This is a genomic window from Streptomyces sp. cf386 (assembly GCF_900103585.1).
Lineage (GTDB): Bacteria > Actinomycetota > Actinomycetes > Streptomycetales > Streptomycetaceae > Streptomyces.
The window spans coordinates 495,559-519,915 of record NZ_FNHV01000003.1 but is presented as its reverse complement, the minus strand read 5'-3'; the positions used below and the strand labels follow the sequence as shown (position 1 = coordinate 519,915).

Here is a 24,357-nt window from a genome sequence, read left to right as displayed (position 1 = left end):
CATTTGACTGACACGGTGTCCGGCCGTCAGGAGTTCAGATAGGTGAGAACCGCGAGAACACGGCGGTGATCCCCGTCGCTCTGGGACAGCCCGAGCTTGAGGAAGATGTTGCTGACGTGCTTTTCCACGGCGCCGTCGCTCACCACCAGCTGCCGGGCGATCGCGGAGTTGGTCCGTCCCTCGGCCATCAGCCCCAGCACCTCCCGCTCCCGCGGGGTGAGCCCGGCGAGCACGTCCTGCTTGCGGCTGCGGCCCAGCAGCTGGGCGACGACCTCCGGGTCCAGGGCCGTACCTCCCTGGGCCACCCGCACGACGGCGTCCACGAACTCACGAACCTCGGCGACCCGGTCCTTGAGCAGATAGCCCACGCCACGGCTGGAACCCGCCAGCAGTTCGGTGGCGTACCGCTCCTCCACGTACTGCGACAGCACGAGCACCCCGAGTCCCGGGTGCGCCTTGCGCAGCTGTACGGCCGCCCGCACCCCTTCGTCGGTATGTGTGGGCGGCATCCGCACGTCCGCGACCACCACATCCGGCAGCTCTCCCTGGCCGTCCAGCTCCGTGATGGTCTTGATCAGCGCGTCGCCGTCTCCGACCCCCGCCACGACCTCGTGCCCACGGTCGGTCAACAGCCGGGTCAGCCCCTCCCTGAGCAGCACCGAATCCTCGGCGATGACCACCCGCACCCTGTCCTCCACGATCCTCGGCCCCCCGACCCTTGGCATTCGGCCGAGCGTCCCCCGGCCTGGCGTCCTTCGCGACCTCAGTATCCCGCGATCGGCTTCTCCGCACCGGGCCTGTGGATAACCCGCCCGATCCAGTTCGGATCGGGTTCGGGGGCGTGCGCTCGAGGGGCGTGACGACGGCCTGGACGCGGACGAGGTCCGCCTCCAGGCCATGGCAGTCGTCTACTCGTCTGACTGCACGTTCCCTGCGTCTGACTACACGGTCTCTGGGTCTGATCGCGCGATCCTTGCGTCTGACTACACGGTCCCTGCGTCCGGTCGCGCGATCTTTGCGTCGAACGGCACGGTCCCTACACGGTCCGCCAGGGAAGCTCCGCCGTAATCCGGGTGGGCCCCCCGACCGGCGAATCGGCGACCAATATCCCGTCCACCGCGTCCAGCCGCTCCGCCAGCCCCGCAAGGCCCGAGCCTCCGGAGACGTCCGCGCCACCGATCCCGTTGTCCACGACCTGCAGCATCAGCCGGTTCTCCACCCGCCACACATCCACGGCCGCCCAGGTGGCCTGCGAGTGCTTGCTGATGTTCTGGAGCAGTTCGGACACCGTGAAGTACGCGATCCCCTCGATCGCCGGCACCGGCCGCTCCTCCAGGTCGACCTGCACCTCCACCGGCACCGTGCAGCGCGAGGCCACCGCCGACAGCGCGGCGTCCAGCCCCCGGTCCGTCAGCACGGCCGGATGTATCCCGCGGGCCAGATCGCGCAGCTCCTGCAGTGCCGTCTTCACCTCGCCGTGTGCCTCGTCGACCATCCGTGCCGCCGCCTGCGGGTCCTCCGCCAGCTTCTCCTTGGCGAGGCCCAGATCCATGGCCAGGGCGACCAGGCGGGCCTGGGCACCGTCGTGCAGGTCGCGCTCGATGCGGCGCAGGTCGGCGGCGGCCGTATCGACGACGACACCGCGATCCGACTCCAGCTCCACCACGCGCGTGGCCAGCCGCGACGGCCCGAGCAGACCGTGCACCAGCAGCCGGTCGACCATCGTCAGCGCACGCACGATCCAGGGCGTGGCCAGCGTGAAGAGCAGGCCCACGAGGGCGGTGACCGTGATCTCGAAGGGGTTGTCGAGGTAGATGCCGTGGGTCTCGTCGCCGTACAGCTGAAGGCCGTCCTGACCGGCCCACACCGGGAAGACCCAGAACCACAGCGGATACGTCAGCAGCGCCCAGCCGTACGCCCAGACGTTCACGGCGACGACGAAGGAGAACACCGCCCACGGGAAGTGCAGCACCGCGTACAGCAGCGTCCGCCATGATGTCCCGCTCTTCAGGACGGCGCCCATCCACGCCACGAAGCCGCGCCGCCGCATCCGCAGCGGCTCCGGGTCGGCCACATCCAGGTCCAGCAACGCACGCGCGCGTACTCGCTCCAGCGCCCCGAAGGCGCGGCAGCCGGCCAGACCCGCCGCCAGCACCGGTATGCCGAGGAACGTCACCAGCAGGCCGGCGCCCAGCGACACCATCGTGATGGCGTACACGAACAGCACGATGCTGATCGGCAGGCTCAGCAGCACGTACCCGAACTCGCGCCAGCTGCGCGCCTCGAACGGTGCTCGCAGCCCGGCCGGCAGCCGATGCCGTCGCTCGCCGCCGTGCTCGGGAAGGCCGCGCTCGGGGAGACCGAGCCCCTGCCCGTAACCCTGTCCGTACTCCGTGGCCATCGGCGTCGTCCATTCTCCTCGTCCCGTCAGCCCCGCCGGGGCTGTGCCGTCCTATCTCCACCCTGCTGGACCGCAGGTCCGCGCAACATGGAGGCCGTCGGCGTCTTGAACGGGGGGTTTTCCCTACCCCTGCCCGAGGGCGCGGTCCCGCCAGGGCAGCTCCGCGACCACCGTCGTGGGACCGCCCAGCGGTGACTCGATGACGAACCGGCCGTCCACGGCGTCCAGCCGGTCGGCGAGCCCGCGCATGCCCCCTCCGCCGACGAGGCGGGCGCCCCCGCCACCGTCGTCCCACACCTGGATGAGCAGCCGGTCCTCCGACCGCCGCACATCGACCGACGCCGCCTTCGCCCCGCTGTGCTTGCTGATGTTCTGCAGCAGCTCGGAGACGGTGAAGTAGGCGATGCCCTCGATGGCCGCGGCCGGTCTGGACAGCAGGTCGACGGTCACCTTCACCGGCACCGTGCAGCGCGAGGCGACCGCCGAGAGGGCGGCGTCCAGTCCGCGGTCGGTCAGGACGGCGGGATGGATGCCGCGCGCCAGATCGCGCAGTTCCTGCAGGGCGAGTTTCACCTCGCCGTGCGCCTCCGCGACCATCGCGGCGGCATGGTCGGGGTCCTCGAGGAGCTTCTCCTTGGCCAGGCCCAGCCCCATGGCGAGGCTGACGAGACGGGCCTGGGCGCCGTCGTGCAGATCGCGCTCGATGCGGCGCAGATCGGCGGCGGCCGTGTCCACCACGACCCCGCGGTCCGACTCCAGTTCGGCGATACGGCGCTCCAGCTCGTCGGAGGGCGACAGCAGGCCGCGCACCATCGCGCGGTCCGCGTTGGCCAGGCCGCGCGCGATGAACGGCAGCACCGGCCACAGCACGAACAGCGAGGTCAGCGTGATGGTGAAGGTGAGGATGCCCCAAGGAAGCCGGATGAAGTCGTACAGGATCGTCCGCCAGCCGACCGGGTCCTTCACCGCCTGCCACAGCTGCGGGAAGAAGCCGTCCCTGCCGCCGCGCAACGGAAGCGGACTCGGCTCGTCCACCCGCACTCCGAGCAGCCCACGCGCGCGTGCCCGCTCCAGCTTGCCCAGCTGCCGCGCGCCGATCAGTCCGGCCGCGAGCAGCGGGACCCCGATCACTGTCAGCGTCAGAAAGGCGCCGGTGAACAGCACCGTGGCGACGTAGACGAAGCCGAGCACTGACACCGGAAGGTTCGCCAGGAGGTGCGCGATCTCCTTCCAGGTGGTCCGGTCATAGGCGAAACGGGCAGGTGGCAGCGGTGTTCGGCCGCTGTCGGGCCGCCCGGCGGCGTCCCGAGAGGGGCTGGGGCTTTCGGTCATATGGGCTAGCGTGCCGCGCGGTGCGCCGCCGCGCCATGAGGCGGACCGCCGCGATCTACCGGGGGAAAACCCCACCCCGCACCCCTGCCGGCCCGTGGACCTCCCCGCGGCCCCGCACCCGGCCGTCGCATCTCGACGAGATCTCAACGCGTGACGGGCTGCTTACGGTGTCTTTAGCAGGGCCTAGACTCCCGTGCGTACAGATCGTCGAACAGCGGTGTTCACGAGATCACCGTTGTTCGCGAGATCACCGTTGTTCACGTGATCTCAGTAGTTCATGAGTTCACATAACGCAGGACACTGGTCTCAGGGCCTGTTTCCTGGGGCATCGGTCACGAGGTCAGGGAGCGAGGGGCGGACGTGTCGGAACAGACCGTCGTCGTCGCGGCGGATGCGCACAACGTCGTCGTCTCGGCGGACTACTTCCAGTCCTACTCGGTGGTCGGACTGCTGGCCGTCATCGGCGTGCTGTTCGTCGCCGTCGCCTTCGGGGCGGGCCGACTTCTGCGCCCGGTGGTCCCCACCCCCGAGAAGCTGCTGACGTACGAGTGCGGCGTCGACCCGGTCGGCGAGGGCTGGGCCCACACCCAGGTCCGCTACTACGTGTACGCCTTCCTGTACGTGATCTTCGCCATCGACTCGATCTTCCTCTTCCCCTGGGCGACGGTCTTCGCCGACCCCGGCTACGGCGCGACCACGCTCGTCGAGATGTTCGTCTTCCTCGGCTTCCTGGCCGTGGGCCTGCTCTACGCATACAAGAAGGGCGTCCTGGCATGGACGTGACGCCAGACACCAATGAGCAGCCGGTTCTGCTCCCGGAGCCGAAGCGACTGGGCGCGCTGGCCCGTCTCGCGCCCGAGCCGATGAAGGTGATCCTCAACTGGGGCCGCCGCTACTCGCTCTGGGTCTTCAACTTCGGCCTCGCCTGCTGCGCGATCGAGTTCATCGCCGCGTCGATGGCCCGCCACGACTTCATCCGCCTCGGCGTGATCCCCTTCGCCCCGGGCCCCCGGCAGGCCGACCTGATGGTCGTCTCCGGCACGGTGACCGACAAGATGGCCCCGGCCGTGAAGCGCCTGTACGAACAGATGCCCGAGCCGAAGTACGTCATCTCCTTCGGGGCCTGCTCGAACTGCGGCGGCCCGTACTGGGACTCCTACTCCGTCACCAAGGGCGTCGACCAGATCATCCCGGTGGACGTGTACGTCCCCGGCTGCCCACCGCGCCCCGAGGCGCTGCTCCAGGGGATCCTGAAGCTCCAGGAGAAGATCGCGCGGGAGTCGCTGGGGGAGCGGTACGCGAGTGAGGCGGGGCGTCCGTCGACGGCGGCTCTGCAGAGTGGGCTGGTGCGGGGGCCGGAGGTGGCGGGGGCCGGTGGTACCAGCGGTGCTGGTGGTGGTAGCGGGACTGTTGGTGCTGGCGGTGCTGGCGACGCCGGTGGTACTGGCGGTGCGGGGGAGGCGTCCCGATGACGACGATCGGCTGGCTGCCCGCCCCCGTCGAGGACCTCTTCGGCCCGGAGGCCACGGCCGAGGAGTCGTACGAGGTCCTGACGGTCGACGTGCCCTCGACATCCTGGATCGAGGCGCTGGAGACGGCCCGTGACGAGCTGGGCTGCACCTACTTCGACTGGCTGAGCGCGGTCGACGAACCGGGCACGGGCTTCCGCGTCGCTGCCCACATCGCCGCCCTTTCTCCGGTACGACGCCTGCTGCTGCGTACGACGGTCCCGCACGGGTCGCCGACGCTGCCCTCGGCGGTGGGCGTCTACGCGGGCGCTGCCTGGCACGAACGCGAGACGCACGAGATGTTCGGCGTACTGTTCGCCGGCCACCCCGCCCTGAACCACCTGCTCCTCCCGGAGAACTTCGAGGGCCACCCCCTGCGCAAGGACTTCGTCCTGGCAGCCCGCGTGGCCAAGGCCTGGCCCGGCGCCAAGGAACCCGGCGAGTCCGAGCACGGCGGCCCGAAGCGCCGCCAGATGCTGCCCCCCGGCGTCCCCGACCCGAACGAATGGGGCCCCCTGAAGGGCCAACTCCCCCCTGCCCCGGCCCGCCCTGCCAGGGGCGCGGGCCGCGCGGCCGGGGAGCGCCCGGCACGGGCTGCGGGGGAGCGGCCGGTGCGGCGGGCTCGTACGACGGCGGAGGGTTCCGCGAGCCAGGCGGGGGCGTCCGAGGCTGGTGCGCCGACGGGTGGAGTTCCTGCGGCGGGTGCGGTGCGGCGTGCTCGTTCGGCGGCCGAGGGTTCGGCGAGTCAGGTGGGCGCGCCTGAGGCTGGGGCACCGGCGGCGGGCGGGGCGCGTCGTGCTCGTTCGGCGGCGGAAGGGTCGGTCAGTCAGCAGGGGGCGGCTTCCGCGGCTTCCGAGAGCGGGGCTTCTGCAGAGGGTTCGGTCTCGGAGAGCGGAGCTGCAGCGGAGGGTTCGGCTGCGGCTTCGGCGGGGGGAGCTCCCGGGGCGGGTACGGCGCGTCGTGCTCGTTCGGCGGCCGAGGGTTCGGTCAGCCAGGCTGCCGCTGCCGCTGCCGCTGCGGGTGCCGAGTCCGCGACGGCGGCGGGTACGGCTCCGGCGGGTGCCGATTCCGGGACGGAGACAGGCGCGTCTCCGGCGGGTGCCGGTACGACGCCGACCGCTTCCGGTACGCCGGCCTCGCCACGCCGCGCGCGGAGTGCCAGCGAGGGCTCGGCGAGCCAGCGGGCCGAGGCGTCGGCGGACACGACGGATGAGGGAGTGGAGGAGCGCGGAGCGGGGGAGGGCCAGGAGACGGCCACGCCCAGCACCTCATCGACCGCGAGCAGCACCCCGCCGCCGAATCGGCGTACCCGCAGCGCGGGCGAGGGCTCGGCATCGCAGCGTCCTGGCACGGGCTCCACCCCGATCGGTACCCGCCGATCGCGCAGCGCCTCGGAGGGCTCGGCGAGCCAGGGTGCCGCTTCCGGCGCCGCGGCGTCCGACACGACGGCATCCGACGCAGCGCCGGTGGGTACGGACGGCGAAGCGACCCCATCCGCGACCCGTTCGACCACTCCGAAGACCCCCACGGCTCCCCGCAGCCCGGACGCCCCGTGGCACCACGCCCGTCCGGCCTTCGACGCGCCCGAACCCCAGGGACGAGCCGAGCGTGAGCCCGAGCCGGAGACTGGGGCAAAGCGGACGCCGACGCCGGAGACCGAGGCCGAGTCGGCACCGGAGACCGGAGCGAAGCCCGCCACTTCCGCCGCGACCGCGACCGACGTGACTCAGCCGGATGCCGAGGCCGAGCCTCGCCCCGACCACGAGCCGCATCCCGACCACGAGCCGCGCCCCGCAACCGAGCCGCAGCCGGAGTCGGCCCCCGATCGGCCCGAGCCACAGCCACAGCTCGAGCCCGAGCCCGGCGAGGCTGCCCCGCCCACCACGCACGCTCCCGACGTCGAGCACGCGCCTGAAGGCGACCGCGAGTCTGAAGCCGATCAGGCCGTCACCCCCGACCAGGCCCCAGCCCCGGCACCCGGCGAAGAGCCCACCGAAGCCCAGCGAGCCCCCGGTGCCGCTCCCTCCCGCGAGCCCGCCCCGTCCGAATCCACGGCCACTTCCGCGGACGCAGACTCGCCAGCCCTCACCAACGACCCAATCGTCGACCGCACCGACCCCGCCGGAGGCCCGCAGTGAACGACGCGCTCGACGTCACCCTGCGACTCCTGATGGTCTTCGTCGTCTTCCTCACGTTCCCCCTGATCATCGGTCAGACCGAGCACAAGGTGATGGCCCACATGCAGGGCCGCCTCGGCCCGATGTACGCCGGCGGCTTCCACGGCTGGGCCCAGCTCGTCGCCGACGGCGTGAAGTTCGCGCAGAAAGAAGACGTCGTTCCGGCGGGCGCGGACCGCCGTATCTTCCAGCTGGCCCCCGCCGTGGCCCTCCTCCCTTATCTGCTCGTCCTCCTCGCCATCCCCATCGGCCCGGGCGAGGGCGCCGTCGGCGAGGTCATCGACGCGGGCATCTTCTTCGTCCTGGCCGTCATGGGCGTAGGCGTCCTCGGCTCGCTCATGGCCGGCTGGGCCTCCGCCAACAAGTTCTCCCTCCTCGGCGGCCTACGCACCGCCGCCCAGCTCCTCGCCTACGAACTCCCGATGCTGCTGACCGCCGCCTCCGTCGCGATGGCGGCCGGCACCGTCTCCCTCCCCGGCATCGTCGACGCCTTCGAGTGGTGGTGGCTGCCCTGGCAGATCGTCGGCGCGATCGTCTTCTTCGTCGCCGGCCTCGCCGAACTCCAGCGCCCGCCCTTCGACATGCCCGTCGCGGACTCGGAGATCATCTTCGGCGCCTACACCGAGTACACCGGCCTCCGCTTCGCCCTCTTCCTCCTTGCCGAGTACGCCGGAATCGTCGTCCTGTGCGGCCTGACCACCGTCCTCTTCCTGGGCGGCTGGCACGGCCCCTGGGGCGCCGACGGCCTCGGCTGGGTCTGGACCCTGCTGAAGACGGCCGTCCTCGCCTTCATCGTGATCTGGCTCCGCGTCACCTACCCCCGCCTGCGCGAGGACCAGCTCCAGAAGCTCTCCTGGACCCTTCTCGTCCCCCTTTCCCTCGCCCAGATCGCCCTCACCGGCGTCGTGAAGGTGGTGATCCAGTAACCATGGCCCCCATCCCCGGTAGTGGCCTGGCCAAGGGCCTGGCCGTCACCCTCCGCACGATGACGAAGAAGTCCGTCACCGCGCAGTACCCGGACGCCCAGCCCGACCTCCCGCCCCGCACCCGCGGTGTGATCGGCCTGTTCGAGGAGAACTGCACGGTCTGCATGCTCTGCGCCCGCGAGTGCCCGGACTGGTGCATCTACATCGACTCCCACAAGGAGACCGTCCCGGCGGCGACGCCCGGTGGCCGTGAACGCAGCCGCAACGTCCTGGACCGCTTCGCCATCGACTTCTCCCTGTGCATGTACTGCGGTATCTGCATCGAGGTCTGTCCTTTCGACGCCCTGTTCTGGTCCCCGGAGTTCGAGTACGCCGAGACCGACATCCACGACCTCACCCACGAACGCGACAAGCTCCGCGAGTGGATGTGGACCGTCCCGGCCCCGCCCGCCCTCGACCCCGGCGCGGAGGAGCCCAAGGAGATCGCCGCCGCCCGCAAGACCGCCGAGAAGCTGGCCGCCGCCCAGGCCGAGCCGGCCGAACCGCAGGAGGGAGAGTCGTGAGCCTCGTCGCAGCCGGCGCCACAGCGGCGCACGCCACGATCACGGCAGCCGACCAGACCCACGGCTTCCTCTCCCCGACCGGAGTCGAGATCGCCTTCCTCCTCGTCGGCCTGGTCACCTTCGGCGCCGCGCTGATCACCGTCACCACCCGGCAGCTGGTGCACGCCGCCCTGTGGCTGGTGGTCACGCTCGGCGGCCTCGCCGTCGAGTACCTCCTGCTCACCGCCGAGTTCATCGCCTGGGTGCAGGTCCTCATCTACGTCGGTTCCGTCGTTGTCCTCCTTCTGTTCGGTCTGATGCTCACCAAGGCCCCCATCGGCCGCTCCCCGGACGCCGACTCCGGCAACCGCTGGGCCGCCCTCACCGTGGCCGTCGCCGCCGCGGCCACCCTGATCTGGGTGGTCGTCGACGCCTTCCGCGCGACCTGGATCGACCTCGATGGCCCCGCCACCGGCTCCACCAGGGCCACCGGCGAGAGCCTCTTCCAGAACTGGGTCCTCCCCTTCGAGGCCCTCTCCGTCCTCCTCCTCACCGCCCTGGTCGGCGCGATCGTCCTGTCCCGCAAGGCGAAGACGGAATCGGGCTCTCTCTCTGTGAACTCCCGTGCCGTGACCGGTGGTTCCCCATCTGTCCCGGATTCCGGTAATCACTCGATCGGGCGGAACGAGCCGGTCGAGGGAACTGATCCGGCCGAGCAGGAAGGGGCCCGCTGATGCACCTCGCCTATCCCGCCGTACTCTCCGCCCTCCTCTTCTGCACCGGCCTGTACGGCGTCCTCGCCCGCCGCAACGCGATCCTGGTCCTGATGTCGGTCGAGCTGATGCTCAACGCCGTCAACCTCAACCTGGTCGCCTTCGACGTCTGGCTCAGCAAGACCGCCGAGGAGACCCTGCACTCCGGTCAGGCTCTGACCCTGTTCACCATCACCATCGCCGCCGCCGAGATCGGCATCGGCCTGGCGATCGTCCTCGCCGTCTACCGCAACCGCGGCACCTCGGACATCGACAAGCTCCGCGACACCGCCGAGAGCCACGACACCGACGGCCCCGACCGCGACGCCTCCACGGCCCCGCAGGCCGAGAAGGCTGAGGCCACCGCGTGACCACGACCACCCTCGCCGTACTCGTCCCCCTCCTCCCGTTCCTCGGCGCCGCGGCCGGTCTGCTCCTGGGCCGCACCGCCCCCGGTTTCGTCCGCCCGCTCGCCGTCCTGCCGACGCTCGCGTCCCTCGTGCTCGCCGCCGTGGTTGCCCTGCGCCAGGGCGGCGACCAGGCGATCAATGCCGCCACCGAACTCACGCCCACCGGGTCGGTGCCGATCGAACTCGCGCTGTACATCGACGGCTTCGCGGCCCTCGTCGCCGTCCTGGTCGGCGTCGTCGCGACCTGCGTGCAGATCTACTCGACGGGCTATCTCCGCGAGGACCCGCGCTATCCCTCGTACGCCGCGCTCGTCTCCCTGTTCACCTCCGCGATGCTGCTCGTCGTCTACTCCGGCGACCTGATGGTGCTGCTGGTCGGCTGGGAGATCATGGGCATCTGCTCGTACTTCCTGGTCGGCCACTACTGGGAGACCTCGGAGGCCCGCGCCGCCTCCATCAAGGCCTTCCTGGTGACCAAGCTCGGTGACGTCCCCTTCCTCATCGGTCTGTTCGCGCTGGCCACCGACGCCGGGTCCTTCCGCATCACGAAGGTCCTCGGCACCGTCGCGAGCGGCGGACTCGACCACCCGACGCTGATCGCCCTGCTGCTCCTCGCGGGCGTGGCCGGCAAGTCGGCGCAGTTCCCGCTGCACACCTGGCTTCCCGACGCGATGGCTGGCCCGACGCCCGTCTCCGCGCTGATCCACGCCGCGACGATGGTCGCCGCCGGTGTCTACTTCGTCGCCCGTCTCCTCCCGGTCTTCGAGGCCTCCCAGGCCGCGATGATCGTCCTCGCCGTGATGGCCGCGGTCACGATGGTGGGCTCGGGTCTCGCCGCGCTCGCCCAGGACGACATCAAGCGCGTCCTCGCCTACTCGACGATCGGCCAGCTCGGCTACATGACCGGCGCCCTCGCCGTCGCCGACCGCGGTGCTGCCGTCTTCCACCTCCTCTCGCACGGCGCCTTCAAGGCGCTGCTGTTCCTCGCGGCGGGCGTGATCATCCATGCCGCCGGCACCAACTCGCTGGCCGCCATGTCCCGCATGAAGGACCTGCGCGCCCGCGTCCCCGACGCCTACTGGACGATGACCGTGGCGCTCCTCGCGCTCGCCGCGATCCCGCCGTTCAGCGGCTTCTTCTCCAAGGAGTCCGTCCTCGGCGCCGCCGAGCACGTCGCCACCGGCCACGCCGAGCGCGTCCCCGGCGCCGCGGGCTGGCTCGTCCTCGTCGCCGGTCTGCTCACGGCCCTGCTCACCGCCGCCTACGCGATGCGCCTGTGGCTGCTGGCCTTCCGCGGCCGGGGTGCCGAGGCCCCCGACCACGGCAGGCAGCCGCTGACGATGACCGTGGTGCTGTGGGTGCTCGCCGCCCCGTCCCTCGCCGCCGGGGCGCTCGCCTACCGTGTGCTCCCCGCGTGGTTCGACGGCCGCGACCTCACCCCGACGCTCGCCACCTCCGTCCTCGGCACGGGCGTGGCCCTCATCGGTGGCATCGTCACCTACGCGGCCTGGCGCCACACCACGGGCGTAGCCGCCCGCGTCCCGCTGGGTGCAGTTGCGGCCCACCCCGAAGGCGACGCCGCCCAGGTCGAGGCCGAGGCCATCGCCGGCCACGCGCCCGTGTACGGGGGAGTGGCCTACGCACCCGACCCGGCAGACCCCGGCCGACTCCTGCTCGGCCCGCTGCACCGCCACGCCGCCGTCGGCTTCCACCTCGACGCCGTGTACCAGGCGCTGTTCGTCCGCCCGGTCCAGGCCGGTGCGAGTCTCGTCCGGTTCCTCGACCGCGAGGTCGTCGACACCTACGTGCGCGGCGCGGGGGCCCTACCCCGCTGGCTCGGCATCGCCGTCCGGCGCGCCCAGACCGGCAATGTGCAGACCTATGTGAGCGCGCTGCTCGCCGGCACCGTCGTCCTCGCGGTCGCCGCCGTCCTCGTCGCCACGGGAGCGTGAGCAGGCGTGATCGATATCAACGAGTCCGTGATGCAGTTCCTTCTGGCGTTCGTCGTCGTCGGCCCGCTCCTCGGCGCGGCCGCCGCTCTCCTGCCCGCCCCGCCCGGGCTGAAGGGGAAGTCGCCCGAGCAGGCCGTGCTCCGGCACGGTGTCACCGTCACCGGCGCCGTCCTCATCGCCGCGATCGTCCTCGCGCTCGGCTTCGACCACGACCAGCCCTCGAAGATGCAGGCCAGCACGGACATCAGCTGGATCCCCGCACTCGACGTGCGCCTCCACCTCGGCATCGACGGCATCTCCCTCCCCCTTCTGGTCCTGACCGCGCTGCTGACCTTCCTCTGCGCGCTCTACTCGTACTTCAAGATGCCTTCGGGCCCGACCCCGAAGGCCTTCGTCGCACTACTGCTGGTCCTGGAGTCCGGCACCCTCGCCACCTTCGCCGTCCTCGACCTGCTGCTGTTCTTCCTCGCCTTCGAGATGGTCCTGATCCCGATGTACTTCCTCATCGCCCGCTGGGGCGGCGAGGGCCGGGCCGCGGCAGCTTGGAAGTTCATCCTCTTCACCCTGCTCGGCTCCGTGGTCATGTTGCTCGGCCTGCTCCTGATCGGAATCAAGGCGGGCACATTCGACATGGTGGCACTCGCCACTGACAACGGCCGGTCACTGACCGCATCCGTGCAGGTCATCGCCGTTTTGGCGATCGGGATCGGGCTCGCGGTCAAGACGCCGATGTGGCCGCTGCACAGCTGGCTGCCCGACGCCCACACCGCCGCGCCGACCGTCGGCTCGGTCCTGCTGGCCGGCGTGCTGCTGAAGATGGGAACGTACGGGTTCGTCCGGATCCTGCTGCCGATCACCCCCGACGGCTTCGCCGACTTCGCGCCGTATCTCGCCGCCTTCGCCGTCGTCGGCATCATCTACGGATCCCTGGCCTGCCTCGCCCTCGCCAAGCGGGGCGCGAAGGGCGACCTCAAGCGCCTCATCGCCTACTCCTCCGTCGGCCACATGGGCTTCGTCCTGCTCGGCATCGCCACGATGACGCCGACCGGCGTGAACGGCGCCCTGTTCGCCAACATCGCCCACGGCCTCATCACCGGCCTGCTCTTCTTCCTGGTAGGCGCGCTGAAGGACCGTACGGGCACGACCGACCTCGATGCCCTGGCCGAGACGACAGGCGCCGCGCTGTACGGCAAGGCCCCGCGCTTCGGTGGCCTGCTCGCGTTCGCAGCGGTCGCCTCGCTCGGGCTGCCGGGCCTCGCCGGGTTCTGGGGCGAGATGCTCGCGCTGTTCGGTGCGTTCAACCCTGCCCCCGGCCTCAGCCGCCCGGCCTTCCTCACCTTCATGGCGATCGGCGCCTTCGGCACCCTGCTCACCGCCGCGTACCTGCTCGTCGTGGTCCGCCGCGTCTGCATGGGCGCCGTACCGCAGGAAGCCCCGAAGCTCGCCGACATCCAGACGTACGAGTTCGCGGCCTGGACGCCGCTCGTCGCCCTCACCGTCGTCGCCGGACTGTGGCCGAAGGTTCTCCTCGGTCTGACCGACCCGGCCGTGCAGCAGCTCCTCGCAGGAGGCACCCGATGAGCTCCCTGGCCCAGCCCGTGGCCGAGTCGCTGGTCCAGTCCGTCGACTGGCTCGCCATCGCGCCGCCCACCATCGCGGCGGTCGTGGCACTCGTGGTCCTCGTCGCCGACCTGTTCGTCGCGGAGAACAAGAAAGCCCTGCTCGGCTGGACGTCCGTGCTGGGCCTCGCCGCCGCCGCGCTCCTGCTGCTGCCCCTCCTGGACGGCGACCGCTCCACCTTCTGCCTCACCGGCGACCCCGGCGTGTGCAGCTATACGGCCGACCGCTTCACGCTCGTCATCCAGTTCCTGGTCCTCGGCGGCGCCCTCCTCGCGGCCCTCCTCTCGGTCACCGCCCTCAAAGACGCCAACAAGGGACTCCCCGAAGGGGAGTTCTGGTTCCTGCTGCTCTCCTCTGCTGCCGGAGCAGCCCTCCTGCCCGCCTCCCGGGACCTGGCGACCCTCATCGTCGCCCTGGAAGTCGCCTCTCTCCCGGCGTTTGCGCTGGTCGGCCTGCGCTACGGCGACCGCAAGTCCTCCGAAGCGGCCCTGAAGTTCTTCCTGTCCTCGGTCACCGCGACCGCGGTCAGCCTCATGGGCATCAGCTTCGTGTACGCCTCCACGGGCACCCTCTACCTCACGCAGATCGCCGAGCGGATCCAGAACGTCGACGGACAGCTCGAGATCCTCACCCAGACCGGAGTCGTTCTCACCCTGGTCGGCTTCGCCTTCAAGACGGCCGCCGTGCCCTTCCACTTCTGGGTGCCGGACACCTATGTGGGGGCGCCCCTGCCGGTTGCGGCCTACCTGTCGGTCGTCGGCAAGGCGGTCGGCTTCACCGGCCTGATCCTCGTCACGGTCGTCGCCCTCCCGTCCTACGCCGACGTCTGGGGCCCCGCCCTCGCGGCGCTCGCCGCACTCACCATGACCGTCGGCAACGTCGGTGCCCTGCGCCAGCAGGCCACGCGCGCTTACAGCGCGGTACGCCTGCTCGCCTGGTCCTCCGTCGGCCAGGCCGGCTACCTCCTGGTGCCGATCGCCGCGGCCGCGTACTCCGACGACGCCGAGCGGTCCATCGGCTCCACCGTCGCCTACGCCCTCATGTACGCCGCCGTGAACCTGGGCGCCTTCGCGGTGGCCGCACTCGTCGGCCGTACGAAGCCCCTCAACCGCATCAGCGACTACCGCGGCCTGTACGCGCGCAACCCGCTGTCCGCCCTGATCCTGGCCTTCTTCCTGCTCTGCCTCGCCGGACTCCCGCCGGGCATCATCGGCCTGTTCGCCAAGGTCACCGTCTTCTCCGCCGCCGTCGACGCGGGCCTCGGCTGGCTGGCCGTGATCATGGCCGTCAACGTCGTGATCGCGCTGTACTACTACCTGCAGTGGACGGCCCTGCTGTTCCGTGCCCCCGAGGGCGAGCCCGTCAAGCACCTTGTCCCCGCCCCCGTGACGGCCACGATGGCCCTCACCGGCGTCATCGCCGTCGCCCTGTCCGGAGCGCCTCAGCTGATCCTGCGCTTCGCCGACACCGGACTCTTCTGAGCCCTGGCGCATTCCGCACGCGCGCGTGACGCACCCACGCCCCCGCGCGCGTGCCGGCGCCTTCACTCGGACGGCCCACGCCCGCCGCCGTCCGCACCAGGGAACCCGTGGCCCTCGCCTGGCGTTGACCAGTACGGAAGGGTCCACTGGACGTGACACCACGGCACCAGTGGCACCGGAGATCGACCAGCAAAGGGTTCCCCTGCCGCACCACTTGGAGGGCGTACCGTGCACCGCCGGCACAACGGGCTCAGGACCGCAGTCCTCCTCGGGGGACTGTCCGCACTCATCATCCTCATCGGCAGCTTCTTCGGCCGCATGGGGCTCGTCGTCGCGGTCCTGATCGCGCTGGGCACGAACGCGTACGCGTACTGGAACAGCGACAAGCTGGCGCTACGCGCGATGCGCGCCCGCCCGGTCAGCGAGTTCGAGGCTCCGGGGCTCTACCGCATGGTCCGCGACCTCTCCACCCAGGCCCGCCAGCCCATGCCCCGCCTCTACATCTCCCCGACGGAGGCGCCGAACGCGTTCGCGACGGGCCGCAACCCGCGCAACGCCGCCGTGTGCTGCACCGAAGGCATCCTGCGCCTCCTCGACGAGCGCGAACTGCGCGGTGTCATCGGCCACGAACTCAGCCATGTCTACAACCGAGACATCCTGATCTCGTCGGTCGCCGGCGCCCTCGCCTCGGTGATCATGTTCCTGGTCAACTTCGCCTGGCTGATTCCGATCGGCCGCTCCGATGACGACGACGGCCCCGGCCTTCTCGGCATGTTGCTGATCATGATCCTGGGTCCGCTCGCCGCCACGCTCATCCAGCTGGCCATCAGCCGCTCCAGGGAGTACGAGGCCGACGCGTCAGGCGCCCAGCTCACCGGCGACCCGCTCGCCCTGGCCAGCGCCCTGCGCAAGCTCGAGCTCGGCACCAGGCAACTCCCGTTGCCCCCGGAGCCCCGCATCGAGACCGCCAGCCACATGATGATCGCGAACCCCTTCCGTCCGGGTCAGGGGTTCTCCAAAATGTTCTCCACCCACCCGCCGATGGCGGACCGTATCGCCCGGCTCGAAAAGATGGCAGGCCCCCCACAGTGAAGACCATCCTCAACGTCATCTGGCTCGTCCTGAGCGGCTTCTGGCTGTTCCTCGCCTACATGCTCGCGGGCCTCCTGCTCTGCATCACCATCATCGGCATCCCGTTCGGCATCGCGGCCTTCCGTATCGGCATCTACGCCCTGTGGCCCTTCGGATACACGACCGTCGAGCGCCGCGACGCCGGAGCGCCCTCCTGCATAGGCAATGTCCTGTGGCTGATCCTCGCGGGTTGGTGGCTGGCCATCGGCCACATCGTCACCGGCATCGCGCTGTGCGTCACGATCATCGGTATCCCGTTCGGCATCGCCAACTTCAAGCTGATCCCGGTGTCGCTGTTCCCGCTGGGCCGCGAAATCGTGTCGACGGACCAGCCGTTCGCGTCAGGCTGGTAGCCGAGCGGGCCGGGGCAGTCAGCCCTGGCCCGACCGGTGCGGTGAACCCAGGCCCCGCCTGGAGGTTGTCCACAACTCGGTGGTTATCCACAGGCCGGCCCGACTGTCAGTGGCGGCTTGCATCATGAATGCATGATCGAGAACGAGCAGTTGCTGACGAGGGTGGCGGACAAGGCCCGCAACACCCGTCCGTGGGGCTGGACTTCGCTCCCCGAGCCCGTGGACGCGGCCACCCTGGCCCGTGCCGAGGCCGCCCTTGGCTTCCGCCTGCCCCCACTGCTCGCCGACCTCTACCTGCGCATAGGAGACGGCGGATTCGGCCCGGAGTACGGCCTGTTGCCCCTGCTCGACAGCCCTCCGGCCGGCGAGCCCGCCGCCGTCATGCAGTACCTCGCCAACCGCGAGGGCGCCCGCAAGGACCCCGACTGGCCCTGGCCCGAGGGCGTCCTGCCGATATCCCACTGGGGCTGCGCGATGTACGCATGCGTGGACTGCCGCAGCCCCCAGGCCACCGTCCTGCTCTTCGAACCGAACGCCGACGACGCCGACGCGGCTTGGTACGTGGATGCCCCGAGCCTCAGAGACTGGCTGAGCGCCTGGGCCGACGGCACGGGCTGGTACGAGGAGATGAACGAGGAGCTGGAGATGGCCCCTTGGACCGACTTCCGCATACGGACAGAGGCGACTCGGGCGCGGTCCTGAGGAGGCGGGAACCGGCAGTTGCCGACTGGATCGCTGGGCGCTGATGGGCGCTGATCGGACGGCTCGTTGCCGAGAGGGCTGATTCCACGAGCGTTTCTGATGATGTCCGGTGCGCCATTACGCCCCGCTGTCGTTCCTTCGCGTCAATCGGCTGTACGCCCGCCACCCCCAGCCTGCGCCAGCCCTCACCAGCGGACCCCCATCCCCATCCTCATCCCTGCACCGCCCTACCGCCCCCGCCCACCCGACCGCTCCACCACCCACCGCTGCACCCCGTACGCGACCACACCCACCACCAGCACCCCCGCACCGGCCACGACCGATACCCCCGGAAGCGAGAACGCCAGCACCACACACCCGAGGAGCCCCACCGCCGGCACGACCCGTGAGGTCGGCTTCGAGTCGAGAGTCCAGGCCGACACGTTGGCCACCGCGTAGTACGCCAGCACACCGAAGGAGGAGAACCCGATCGCGCCTCGCACGTCGACCGTGGCGGCCAGGACCGCGACCACGGCACCCACGGCCAGCTCGGCCCGGTGCGGCACCTGGAAGCGCGGGTGCACGGCTGCGAGGCCACCCGGCAGATGCCGGTCGCGGGCCATGGCCAGCGTCGTCCGCGAGACGCCCAGGATCAGGGCGAGCAGCGAGCCCAACGCGGCGACGGCCGCGCCCACCCGCACCACGGGCGCCAGTCCCGGCGCCCCGGCCGCCCGCACCGCGTCGGCCAGCGGCGCGCCTGCGTCCCCGAGAGCCTCCGCCCCCAGCACGGAAAGGACAGCCACCGCCACACACACGTACACCGCCAGCGCGATACCCAGGGCCAGCGGAATCGCCCGGGGGATGGTGCGTGCCGGGTCCCGCACCTCCTCACCCAGGGTCGCGATCCGCGCGTACCCGGCGAACGCGAAGAACAGCAGCCCCGCCGCCTGCAGCACCCCACCCACGCCGCCCGAGGCCCCAACGTCCAGGCGCCCGGCATAGGACTCCCCGGACCCCAGACACACGACCACCACACAAGCGAGGACAGCCAGGACCACCGCAACGATCGCCCGCGTCAGCCAGGCGGACTTCTGGACGCCGCCGTAGTTCACCGCGGTCAGCGCCACCACGGCCGCGACGGCCACAGCGTGTGCCTGCCCCGGCCAGATGTACGCCCCCACGGTGAGCGCCATCGCCGCACAGGAAGCCGTCTTGCCGACCACGAATGACCAGCCCGCGAGATACCCCCAGAACTCCCCGAGCCGCTCGCGGCCGTACACATACGTGCCGCCCGAAGCCGGATACAGGGCGGCCAGTCGTGCCGACGACATGGCGTTGCAGTAGGCCACCAAGGCCGCGACCGCGAGCCCGAGCAGCAGCCCGGATCCGGCCGCGTGCGCGGCCGGCGCCAAGGCGGCGAAAATTCCGGCCCCGACCATCGAGCCGAGCCCGATGATGACGGCGTCCCCGACACCCAGGGTGCGCCGCAGCTGCGAGGGAGAACTGGAGCCCGTCATGGGCCGCACCCTACTGATCAGTGCAACCGAGGAGTGCCGCGGTGGCGTCCTCTTCCTCAACAGGGCACGAACAGGTGCGCCGCGGGCCGGACTCAGTGCCGAGCGGCATGCGGCGCGCAGCGCACACGCACGTCGCGCCAGGCACAGCCTGTCCGCACGGAAGCCACACAGTTCGGACAGTGAAAGCACAGCGCGGAAGGGCAGGTTCAGGGCATGACCATCATCAGCTGGATCATCCTGGGGCTGTTGGCCGGGGCCATCGCAAAGTTCCTGCTGCCAGGCCGAGACCCAGGCGGCTTCATCGGCACGACGATCATCGGTGTCGCGGGCGCGTTCATCGGTGGCTGGATCTCGGCCCGCTGGTTGGACCACCCGATCACCACGGACTTCTACGACGGCGCCACCTGGGCCGCCGCGATCGGCGGCTCGCTCGTGCTCCTGATCGCCTACCGCATCCTGTTCGGCCACTCGCGCAACTGAGCGATAAGCACACCCCAGGACCGCAGCCAGCAGGCGAGAAGGGTGGGTGCCGACGGGCGCCCACCCTTCCTCGTACTCCTACGACCGTGAGTCCGTTCGGACCGTGCGTTCGTTTGGACCCGTGAGTCAGTGGCTCACCGATAGTTCACGAACTGCAGCGCGAAGTCGAAGTCCTGGCCCTTGAGCAGGGCGATCACGGTCTGCAGGTCGTCACGGCTCTTCGAGCTGACCCGCAGCTCGTCGCCCTGGACCTGCGCCTTCACGCCCTTCGGACCCTCGTCGCGAATGATCTTCGCCACCTTCTTCGCGTTCTCCTGGGTGATGCCCTCCTGGATCGACGCGAAGATCTTGTACTCCTTGCCCGAGAGCTGGGGCTCGCCCGCGTCCAGGGCCTTCAGGGAGATCCCGCGCTTGATCAGCTTGGACTGGAAGACGTCGAGGACAGCGTTCACCCGGTCCTCGGAGTTCGCCTCCATCAGGATCTTTTCACCGGACCACGAGATCGAGGCACCCACGCCCTTGAAGTCGTAGCGCTGCGAGATCTCCTTGGCGGCCTGGTTGAGGGCGTTGTCGACCTCCTGCCGCTCGACCTTCGAGACGATGTCGAAACTGGAGTCGGCCATGTCCTGTGGCTCCTTGTATCGGGGTGCGTGTGGGGTGCGTATCGGCGGGCGTGGGGGTGGCCGCCGAGTCCGGGGCAGGCCCCGGACCGCATCCGGACAAGCCTAGCCACCCCTGGTCCCCCGGGAGGCGATCAATCGGGTGGCGAAGCACCCCTCCCCATCGGGTATTGTTTACGTCGTTGCCAGGGAGCACCGCCGAAGAAGCGGTTCGAACGGCAGCAACCCCGGCGGTGTGCCCGAGCGGCCAAAGGGAGCAGACTGTAAATCTGCCGGCTCAGCCTTCCCAGGTTCGAATCCTGGCGCCGCCACGCTGAGAGAAACCCCCTCCGATCTGCGGAAACGTAGAGCGGAGGGGGTTTTCGCGTCCCAGGACCCGCTCGGGGCACACTGAACGTCATGACGACGCGTCGCAGAAACTGCCCCGAGTGCCGACGTGAGATCGCCGTCGTCGCCGGTCGATTCGCACGGCACGATCCGCCCGGCGCGCGGGAGAACGGGGAGCTCGTGTCGTGTCCCGGATCACGGCGACTGGCGCAACTCGGGGCCGCGCAGCCCGCCCTGGACGGGTACGTCGTGCCCGAGTTCCCCGGTCAGCTTCCGCTGTTCTGAGGTTCCGGTCTCCGGGGCCCCGCACCTAAGCGCCCGCCCGTACATCCATCCGCGTCACCAGCCCGTCCCCGCCGAACCGGTACACATGCTCGACCGTCTCCTTGGCCCACCGCTCGCCCGACGTGTCGCGCATCCCGGGCCGTACGGTCGCCACGACCGCCTCGCCGTCCGCGTCCAGGCGCAGACCCTCCAGCCGTACGAGGGGATGCCCCGCGGCGAACTGCCGCGCCCAGTACGCGCGTACCGCCTCGCGACCATGCAGCCGGACTCCGTCCAGGACGTTCGGCCAGTCCACGTCGGGCGCGAGGCAGCGTTGCATGAAGGGCTCTCGCTCGTCCGTCGAGAAGACCTCGTACATACGCCGCAACAGCGCCCCCTGAGCGGCGGGAACCCCCTCTGAGAACGCCTCCGCGCCCAACTTCAGTTCCCCGCCACCGACTTCACCGCCACCGACACCGGAGCCGAGCCACTGATCAGTTCTAGCGTCAGACCGGCCGTAGCCGGAGTCTCGAGCAACTCCGCGAGTACGGCGGCCACATCGTCGCGCGGAATGGGGCCGCGGCCGGTGCGGGCCTCCAGGCGTACCTGGCCGGTGCCGGCGTCGTTCGTCAGCGCGCCGGGGCGCAGGATCGTCCAGTCCAGGGCGTCCAGGCCACGGACGTACTCGTCGGCCTCGCCCTTCGCGCGCAGGTAGACGTCGAAGATCTCGCTGCCCTCGTGCCCCGGGTCCGCGCCCATCGACGACACGACCACGAAGCGCCGTACGCCCGCCCGGACCGCCGCGTCCGCGAACAGGACCGCCGCCCCCTTGTCCACCGTGTCCTTGCGGGCCGACCCGCTGCCGGGCCCCGCGCCGGCCGCGAAGACCGCCGCGTCCGCGCCCCGCAGATGCCCCGCGACCTCGTCGACCGAGGCCGACTCCAGGTCCAGCAGGAGGGGTTCGGCGCCGGCCTCCCGCAGGTCGTCGCCCTGCTCGGCCTTGCGGATGATCCCCGCGACCTCGACCCCGCGCGCGGCGAGCAGCTTCTCCAGCCGCAGCGCGATCTGACCATGACCACCAGCGATGACAATGCGCATGTTTCCGACCGTACGCCCGGACGGCCGCATCCGCCGCACGACTTCAGCCACGCCTCAGGTGTCCAAGGTGCGTGGCGCATGCTAAAGAGGCGCACAGTTACGTCCATGGGGCGCACGCCCGCGCGTGGGCGCCCGGCGTGCAAAGACCCCCAGCACCACTCCACCCACATCCACGCCACCCCTCAGGACAGCTCCCCCCGCCCCTGCCGAGGCAACCCCAACTCCGCGGCCACAGCCGAGTTGCAGTACTCCCGCACCGCGCTCGTCCGTGCCACCACGCGCCCCCGATGCACCACGATGCGGCTGTACGCGAGTGACAGCGCCCCCGCCAGCCGGTCTCCGCGCACCGCCAGCAGTTCGGCCGGGAAGCCCGCCTCCACCCGCACCTCCGGCAGGCCCAGCACCGCACGCGCCGACGCGCTCACGGCGTCGTAGGAGTCCTCGGGACGCAGCCCATGGCGCGAGGAGAGCAGGTAGGCGGCCTCCAGCGGGTCACCCCGTCCCACCGGGTTCGATACGTCCCTCAGGGCGCCGCTCCCGGCCGCGACGCGCACGCCGGCGGAGCGCAGCAGTCGTACGGGCGCCGTGGCCCGCCGTTCGACGCCCCCGCAGCCGCCCTGCGGCAGGCACACCACCGTCACTCCGGCTGCCGCGAGTTGGTCGGCGGCGCGGGAGGCGACCTGGGCGGGCAGGCGTCCCAGGGCGCCGCACGGTCCGAGCGTCACACCGGGGCGCAGCCCGCCGGCCATCGCGGCGAGGCGGGCCAGGCGGGCCGGGTCGGTGGCGTCGGTGTGCAGGTCGACGGGGCAGCCGTGCTCCGAGGCGACCTCCAGGACCGCCTCCACGTAACCCGTCGGATCCGGATCCAGGTCGGGACAGCCGCCGACCACCGAAGCGCCCATCTTGAGCGCGTCCCGCAGCATCGCGAGCCCGTCGGCGCCGGCCACGCCGGTCAGCAGCCGGGGCATCGCCACCGTCGTCAACTCGGTGAGCCCGCGCAGCGAACGACGTGCCTGCAGGACGGCGGCCAGCGCGCCCAGACCCTGGACGTCGCCCACGCGCACGTGTGCCCGCAGTGCGGTCGCCCCGTGCCCGAGCTGGAGCAGCGCGGCCTCGGTGGCCCGGCGCTGGACGTCGTGGGGGTCGTACGAGACCGGCCCGCCCTCGTCGGCGGAGAGGGCGGTGTCGCCGTGGGCGTGCGGTTCGGCCGGGGCCGGCAGGAGCAGATAGCCGCTCAGGTCCACGCGCGCGCTGCACGCGCGCGTGCCGTCACCCGCCAGGCTCCCGGCCGTACCGACCGCCTCGATGCGCCCGCCGCCCAGCCGTACGTCCACGGTCCGGCCGTCGGTGAGCCGTGCCCCGCACAGCAGCAGTGCGGACGGGTCGGCCGGTCCGGACGAGCCCGATGAGGACGACGAGTGGGGCGGCTGGGGCTGGCTGTCGGGCATCGCGTTCCAGAGGCTCGGGGCTGCGCGTCGGGGCTACGGGGACGGTGCTGGGTACTGCGCCGGGCACGCAAGATCACGCAGAGTGAGACGAGCCTAGGGTGGCGATCCGGCCCTGGCGTGCAGGAGCGCAATAGTCGTACCGGTGTGGCCCGCCGAACGGGAGCCCCGTCCGCGGTGCCGCAGTGGCCTGCGAGGCGTCTGCGCGGTCAGCCGATCGGCCGCAGGGAGGGGCCGCGAAACGGATTTGGGTGAACGGCAGCCGAGCGTGTAATGTCTTCATCGCTCGCCCCAATAGCTCAGTCGGCAGAGCGTCTCCATGGTAAGGAGAAGGTCTACGGTTCGATTCCGTATTGGGGCTCTGGTGTGTGAGGTTCCCGTCGCAAGGCGGGGCCCGATCGCATCACAGCGGTGTAGCTCAGTCGGTAGAGCAAGCGGCTCATAATCGCTGTGTCACCGGTTCAAGTCCGGTCACCGCTACTGACAGTAGCCGATTGCGGGGTCGGTCCTTCGATCGGCTACTCTTTCTTGCGTTAAACCAATCCCATCCGTTCGTCAAGGAGCACTCACGTGGCTGCCACCGACGTCCGCCCGAAGATCACGCTGGCCTGCGTGGAGTGCAAGGAGCGGAACTACATCACCAAGAAGAACCGGCGTAACAACCCGGACCGACTGGAGATGAAGAAGCACTGCCCGCGTTGCAACGCGCACACCGCGCACCGCGAGACGCGATAAATCAGGCTCGTACGCGAGGCCGCCCCCGAAAGTGGGGGCGGCCTCGCGTCGTTTCGGGCCCGGTTACCGGTCGGTTCCGGCCGACCACGGGCCGCCCAGAGCAGACACCAGGCAGACAGCAGGAGGTGCCGAGCCATGGCGCTCGACCAGTCCTTCGTGGGGCGGACTTACCCGCCCACCGACCCCTACGAGGTGGGCCGGGAGAAGATCCGGGAGTTCGCGCAGGCGGTGGGGGACTCCAACCCGGCGTACACGGACCCGGAGGCCGCCAAGGCGCTCGGCCACTCCGATGTGATCGCTCCGCCGACCTTCGTGTTCTCGATCACCTTCAGGGCCGCGGGACAGGTCATCGCCGACCCCCAGCTGGGCCTGGACTACAGCCGGGTGGTGCACGGCGACCAGAAGTTCGCCTACACCCGCCCGGTGCGCGCCGGCGACCGGCTGTCCGTCACCTCGACCATCGAGGCCATCAAGTCCATGGCGGGCAACGAGATCCTGGACATCCGCGGCGAGGTCCACGACGAGGCGGGGGAGCACGTCGTGACCGCCTGGACGAAGCTCGTCGCCCGTGGCGCGGACTCCGCAGAAGGGGAGGCCTGAGACCG

General features: G+C 70.7%; 25 protein-coding genes and 3 tRNA genes. 20 read left to right on the top strand and 8 right to left on the bottom strand.

Annotated features, from left to right (window positions below):
• Positions 1–26: 26 nt before the first annotated feature.
• The 3 genes from BLU79_RS10285 to BLU79_RS10275 all read right to left on the bottom strand — a co-directional run bounded on the left by BLU79_RS10285 (position 27) and on the right by BLU79_RS10275 (position 3,733).
• Positions 27–725, bottom strand: coding sequence for a response regulator transcription factor (locus BLU79_RS10285; RefSeq protein WP_305657736.1), 699 nt, complete (start codon positions 723–725; stop codon positions 27–29).
• A 311-nt stretch (positions 726–1,036) separates the two neighbouring features.
• The gene (locus BLU79_RS10280; protein WP_093905328.1) at positions 1,037–2,401 is read right to left on the bottom strand and encodes a sensor histidine kinase; all 1,365 of its coding nucleotides are present in this window, start codon (positions 2,399–2,401) and stop codon (positions 1,037–1,039) included.
• Between the two features lie 123 nt (positions 2,402–2,524).
• On the bottom strand, positions 2,525–3,733 hold the full coding sequence (locus BLU79_RS10275; protein ID WP_093905327.1) for a sensor histidine kinase: 1,209 nt from the start codon (positions 3,731–3,733) through the stop codon (positions 2,525–2,527).
• Positions 3,734–4,093: 360 nt separating this feature from the next.
• On the opposite strand from BLU79_RS10275, the gene BLU79_RS10270 reads away from it, so the two are divergent.
• The 13 genes from BLU79_RS10270 to BLU79_RS10210 all read left to right on the top strand — a co-directional run bounded on the left by BLU79_RS10270 (position 4,094) and on the right by BLU79_RS10210 (position 17,287).
• Entirely contained in the window at positions 4,094–4,516 is a 423-nt protein-coding gene (locus tag BLU79_RS10270) for an NADH-quinone oxidoreductase subunit A (protein WP_093905326.1), read from the top strand.
• Positions 4,507–5,205, top strand: a complete 699-nt coding sequence (locus tag BLU79_RS10265; protein WP_093905325.1) for an NADH-quinone oxidoreductase subunit B — start codon at positions 4,507–4,509, stop codon at positions 5,203–5,205. The genes BLU79_RS10270 and BLU79_RS10265 overlap by 10 nt, the downstream gene beginning before the upstream one ends.
• Complete coding sequence (locus BLU79_RS10260) at positions 5,202–7,379, top strand: NADH-quinone oxidoreductase subunit C (protein WP_093905324.1); 2,178 nt, start codon at positions 5,202–5,204, stop codon at positions 7,377–7,379. The genes BLU79_RS10265 and BLU79_RS10260 overlap by 4 nt, the downstream gene beginning before the upstream one ends.
• Positions 7,376–8,344 (top strand): complex I subunit 1/NuoH family protein, encoded by a 969-nt coding sequence (locus BLU79_RS10255; protein WP_093905323.1) that lies wholly within the window; start codon positions 7,376–7,378, stop codon positions 8,342–8,344. Before BLU79_RS10260 ends, BLU79_RS10255 begins: the two co-directional genes overlap by 4 nt.
• 2 nt (positions 8,345–8,346) lie before the next feature.
• The gene (locus tag BLU79_RS10250; RefSeq protein ID WP_093905322.1) at positions 8,347–8,907 is read left to right on the top strand and encodes a NuoI/complex I 23 kDa subunit family protein; all 561 of its coding nucleotides are present in this window, start codon (positions 8,347–8,349) and stop codon (positions 8,905–8,907) included.
• A complete protein-coding gene (locus BLU79_RS10245; RefSeq protein ID WP_093905321.1) occupies positions 8,904–9,620 on the top strand; it encodes an NADH-quinone oxidoreductase subunit J family protein in 717 nt (238 codons plus the stop codon). The genes BLU79_RS10250 and BLU79_RS10245 overlap by 4 nt, the downstream gene beginning before the upstream one ends.
• Positions 9,620–10,009, top strand: coding sequence for an NADH-quinone oxidoreductase subunit NuoK (nuoK, locus tag BLU79_RS10240; RefSeq protein ID WP_093905320.1), 390 nt, complete (start codon positions 9,620–9,622; stop codon positions 10,007–10,009). Before BLU79_RS10245 ends, nuoK begins: the two co-directional genes overlap by 1 nt.
• Complete coding sequence (locus tag BLU79_RS10235) at positions 10,006–12,000, top strand: NADH-quinone oxidoreductase subunit 5 family protein (RefSeq protein ID WP_093905319.1); 1,995 nt, start codon at positions 10,006–10,008, stop codon at positions 11,998–12,000. The genes nuoK and BLU79_RS10235 overlap by 4 nt, the downstream gene beginning before the upstream one ends.
• Before the next feature lie 6 nt (positions 12,001–12,006).
• Positions 12,007–13,581, top strand: coding sequence for a complex I subunit 4 family protein (locus BLU79_RS10230; RefSeq protein ID WP_093905318.1), 1,575 nt, complete (start codon positions 12,007–12,009; stop codon positions 13,579–13,581).
• Positions 13,578–15,101: an NADH-quinone oxidoreductase subunit N gene (locus BLU79_RS10225; protein WP_093905317.1), complete on the top strand. Its 1,524-nt coding sequence runs from the start codon at positions 13,578–13,580 to the stop codon at positions 15,099–15,101. The genes BLU79_RS10230 and BLU79_RS10225 overlap by 4 nt, the downstream gene beginning before the upstream one ends.
• Positions 15,102–15,329: 228 nt before the next feature.
• The gene (gene htpX, locus BLU79_RS10220; protein WP_093905316.1) at positions 15,330–16,193 is read left to right on the top strand and encodes a zinc metalloprotease HtpX; all 864 of its coding nucleotides are present in this window, start codon (positions 15,330–15,332) and stop codon (positions 16,191–16,193) included.
• A complete protein-coding gene (locus tag BLU79_RS10215; RefSeq protein WP_093905315.1) occupies positions 16,190–16,585 on the top strand; it encodes a YccF domain-containing protein in 396 nt (131 codons plus the stop codon). The genes htpX and BLU79_RS10215 overlap by 4 nt, the downstream gene beginning before the upstream one ends.
• Positions 16,586–16,717: 132 nt before the next feature.
• Positions 16,718–17,287 (top strand): SMI1/KNR4 family protein, encoded by a 570-nt coding sequence (locus BLU79_RS10210; RefSeq protein WP_093905314.1) that lies wholly within the window; start codon positions 16,718–16,720, stop codon positions 17,285–17,287.
• Positions 17,288–17,514: 227 nt separating this feature from the next.
• Here the strand turns inward: BLU79_RS10210 and BLU79_RS10205 are convergent, their stop codons facing one another.
• Positions 17,515–18,783: an APC family permease gene (locus tag BLU79_RS10205; protein WP_093905313.1), complete on the bottom strand. Its 1,269-nt coding sequence runs from the start codon at positions 18,781–18,783 to the stop codon at positions 17,515–17,517.
• A gap of 213 nt (positions 18,784–18,996) precedes the next feature.
• On the opposite strand from BLU79_RS10205, the gene BLU79_RS10200 reads away from it, so the two are divergent.
• The gene (locus BLU79_RS10200) at positions 18,997–19,263 is read left to right on the top strand and encodes a GlsB/YeaQ/YmgE family stress response membrane protein (RefSeq protein WP_093905312.1); all 267 of its coding nucleotides are present in this window, start codon (positions 18,997–18,999) and stop codon (positions 19,261–19,263) included.
• Positions 19,264–19,397: 134 nt separating this feature from the next.
• On the opposite strand, the gene BLU79_RS10195 is transcribed toward BLU79_RS10200, so the two are convergent.
• Positions 19,398–19,886 carry a YajQ family cyclic di-GMP-binding protein gene (locus BLU79_RS10195; RefSeq protein ID WP_093905311.1) on the bottom strand — a complete coding sequence of 163 codons (489 nt, stop codon included), beginning with the start codon at positions 19,884–19,886 and terminating at the stop codon, positions 19,398–19,400.
• 226 nt (positions 19,887–20,112) lie between these two features.
• Here BLU79_RS10195 and BLU79_RS10190 point away from each other — a divergent pair.
• Both BLU79_RS10190 and BLU79_RS10185 read left to right on the top strand, forming a co-directional pair.
• Positions 20,113–20,194, top strand: a tRNA-Tyr gene (locus BLU79_RS10190).
• 88 nt (positions 20,195–20,282) lie between these two features.
• A complete protein-coding gene (locus BLU79_RS10185; protein ID WP_093905310.1) occupies positions 20,283–20,495 on the top strand; it encodes a hypothetical protein in 213 nt (70 codons plus the stop codon).
• Between the two features lie 25 nt (positions 20,496–20,520).
• On the opposite strand, the gene BLU79_RS10180 is transcribed toward BLU79_RS10185, so the two are convergent.
• The 3 genes from BLU79_RS10180 to BLU79_RS10170 form a co-directional block, all read right to left on the bottom strand.
• Positions 20,521–20,853: a nuclear transport factor 2 family protein gene (locus tag BLU79_RS10180; RefSeq protein ID WP_093905309.1), complete on the bottom strand. Its 333-nt coding sequence runs from the start codon at positions 20,851–20,853 to the stop codon at positions 20,521–20,523.
• Between the two features lie 62 nt (positions 20,854–20,915).
• Positions 20,916–21,572 (bottom strand): SDR family oxidoreductase, encoded by a 657-nt coding sequence (locus tag BLU79_RS10175; protein ID WP_093905518.1) that lies wholly within the window; start codon positions 21,570–21,572, stop codon positions 20,916–20,918.
• A gap of 182 nt (positions 21,573–21,754) precedes the next feature.
• Positions 21,755–23,020, bottom strand: a complete 1,266-nt coding sequence (locus BLU79_RS10170) for an amidohydrolase family protein (RefSeq protein WP_093905308.1) — start codon at positions 23,018–23,020, stop codon at positions 21,755–21,757.
• A gap of 285 nt (positions 23,021–23,305) precedes the next feature.
• On the opposite strand from BLU79_RS10170, the gene BLU79_RS10165 reads away from it, so the two are divergent.
• From BLU79_RS10165 to BLU79_RS10150, 4 genes are all read left to right on the top strand, one after another.
• A tRNA-Thr gene (locus tag BLU79_RS10165) sits at positions 23,306–23,378 on the top strand.
• 46 nt (positions 23,379–23,424) lie between these two features.
• Positions 23,425–23,497 (top strand) — tRNA-Met (locus tag BLU79_RS10160).
• A gap of 90 nt (positions 23,498–23,587) precedes the next feature.
• The gene (gene rpmG / locus BLU79_RS10155) at positions 23,588–23,752 is read left to right on the top strand and encodes a 50S ribosomal protein L33 (RefSeq protein WP_003948671.1); all 165 of its coding nucleotides are present in this window, start codon (positions 23,588–23,590) and stop codon (positions 23,750–23,752) included.
• Positions 23,753–23,887: 135 nt separating this feature from the next.
• Positions 23,888–24,352 carry a MaoC family dehydratase N-terminal domain-containing protein gene (locus BLU79_RS10150; RefSeq protein ID WP_093905307.1) on the top strand — a complete coding sequence of 155 codons (465 nt, stop codon included), beginning with the start codon at positions 23,888–23,890 and terminating at the stop codon, positions 24,350–24,352.
• Positions 24,353–24,357 lie beyond the last annotated feature (5 nt).